1 protein-coding gene is annotated in these 2546 nt (G+C 63.2%); it reads left to right on the top strand.

What is annotated here, in order from left to right; genetic code table 11:
* Nucleotides 1-823 precede the first annotated feature (823 nt).
* A complete protein-coding gene (locus tag ACX80J_RS16715) occupies nucleotides 824-2107 on the top strand; it encodes a class I SAM-dependent methyltransferase (protein WP_459348558.1) in 1284 nt (427 codons plus the stop codon).
* Nucleotides 2108-2546 lie beyond the last annotated feature (439 nt).

The raw sequence follows: 2546 nt of genomic DNA, 5'->3' as shown, positions 1-2546 counted from the left end.
AAAAAACCAGCCACCACACACCGAGGTGCACGGCAACCAGCAAATTCAACCAATCAAAAAACAATCGGTATCAACAAACTTGGCACACTATTGAGTTCTCAAACAACAGGAACAAACGATTACTTGCAGGCCGCGCGCTTCCACGCTCTGTCCGGCTTGTTTTCCCTCGTCGTTACATTCACAGCTTATTTCATTCTCTTTTCCCTTGTCAAATCCCCCGCCGTGCCCTACAGGCCCGCAAAAGAATTCGACAAAACAATCCCACCACAAATACAGGGCCTAATTCGATCCCGCATCAGAGCGCGCGAACCGACCACTGAAATTGGAGGGGGTTGGTCACCCTCACCGGGGCAACCACATAACTATACGACCGCTCCACCTCCGAGGCAAATCAGCCCACACCAGCCCCGCACCCCCGACAACAGATCCCGGGCCGGCTGTCCCTCACCTCGGGTTCGGCCGGGTCCATGCGTCGAATGCCGTCAGTACCTGCGCTGCCGCCCGAGCCCTCACCGGCGCTTTCCTGGCGGCGCTGCTTCGGGCATCCCGGGTAGTGGATCGCCCACTCCGGCCCAGACAGACACATGGCACCCGAGCGGTCTCCGGGACGCGTGCCTATAGGGAGCAGCCGTAGCGCGCGCCGGCACGATGGCGGGGCCTCTCGAGCAGAAGAGCGGACTGCCGGGCGCCTCTCCTGGTTCTCTAGGACCGCGAATCCTTGCTGACGTGCGGCGCGACGATCGACGGCGCGACAGTAACCGCGCGGTCCCCTCACCTCGAGCCTCCTCTGGTTCCCGCAAGCAAGTCGTAGTAGACAGGGGGCATGGGCAGGAAAAAGGGATTGGCACCACGCTTGGCCGAAGCCTTGGGCATCGTCCTGGGCACCGAAGAAATACCGATGAGGCTGCGGGCGTGGGACGGATCAGAAGCAGGGCCCCCCGATGCCCCCGTCATCGAGTTCCGTTCCCGGCGGGGATTGAGGCGGATACTGTGTTCCCCGAATCAGCTCGGGCTGAGCCGCGCTTATGTAGCCGGGGATATCGACGGACCCGGCGACCTCTTCAAGAGCTTCTCGGCGCTCAGCTCCGTGGGCAAGTTCGCCGAGGTGAAGGCTTTCCGCCCTCCAACGTTGGGTGAGCGTTCAAAACTGGTCCGGACAGCCATACGTGTCGGTGCACTGGGACTTCCGCCCACGCCTCCGCCAGAGGAGATGAACGTGACCCGAGCCGGCCGGAAGCACTCCAAGAAGCGGGACGCTGCTGCTATTTCGCACCATTACGACGTGGGCAACGAGTTCTACGCGCTCGTGCTCGGACCGTCCATGGTCTACTCCTGCGCGGTCTGGGAGAACGAGGATGTCGGCCTGGACGCATCCCAGGAGGCGAAGCTTGACCTTGTCTGCCGCAAACTCGGCCTTCGGCCAGGCATGCGGGTGCTGGATGTGGGTTGCGGCTGGGGCAGCTTTGCGCTGCACGCGGCTCAGAACTACGGAGTCGACGTCGTAGGTGTCACCCTCTCTAAAGAGCAGGCGGCTCTCGGGCGGGAGCGAGTGGCGGACGCCGGCCTCGCCGACCGTATCGACATTCGGGTGCAGGACTACCGCGATGTGCACGACGGGTTGTTCGATGCGATCAGCTCTATCGGCATGGCCGAGCACGTCGGCAGAGACCAGATCAGCAATTACGCGTCCCATCTGTACAGTGTGCTGCGTCCCGGCGGGCGCCTTCTCAATCACGCGATCTCCTGGAACGCAGGTGAGATGCCACCGGATCCAGACTCCTTCATCCCCCGCTACGTCTTTCCGGACGGTGAGATGCTCAGCCTTACCGTCATGATCGGCGCCCTTGAGGCGGCGGGGTTGGAGGTGCTCGACGTTGAAGCGCTGCGCCGGCATTACGGGCTGACACTTCGGGCCTGGGTGCACAACCTCGAGAAGAACTGGGACGAAGCGGTACGCCTTACAAGCGAGGGACGCGCACGGGTATGGCGGCTGTATATGGCATCGAGTGCACTCGGGTTCGAGCGGGGGCTGAACGGCGTGAATCAGATACTCGTGCAGCGCCCCGGAGGGGAAGAGCCTCCATTGCGGCGCCGGGAGTGGGTATGAAGAGGGCCATTGCTCGAACGGGATCTACACCGACAGGCAGCCCTCCCCTGTGGTTCATCCCCGAAGGGTCCAGTAGAGCCGGATCGACGGAAGCTTCTCCTCCGGTCGTCATCGCGCCACTCCACCGGCCGGCCTGACCGCGCCTTGTCGAGTCCGCATAGACCGCGAAGCACGATGAGAACATGCGGAACAGCCTGGGCTGGTGCGGGGCCAGTTCCTCCGGTGTGTGGTGGCGCGCTGTGGCGTGCCGGCTGTAGTAAGCACAGGCTGGGTTCTCGGGTGTGCCGGCCCGCGTGCCGGCCCGCGTGCCGGTGCCGGTTCGGGGTGTGGTTTAAGTGGGGAAGGCCCCGCACCTGGTGGTGCGGGGCCTTCCCGTTGAATGGTTGTCCGGCGGTGTCCTACTCTCCCACACTCTCTCGGGTGCAGTACCATCGGCGCT

The organism is Arthrobacter rhamnosi (assembly GCF_054510975.1).
This window is presented reverse-complemented; position numbering and strand designations above follow the sequence as displayed.

What these genes read in the sequence shown, in the direction of transcription:
- ACX80J_RS16715 (WP_459348558.1), top strand. Translation starts at nt 824, where the DNA reads ATGGGCAGGAAAAAGGGATTGGCACCACGCTTGGCCGAAGCCTTGGGC.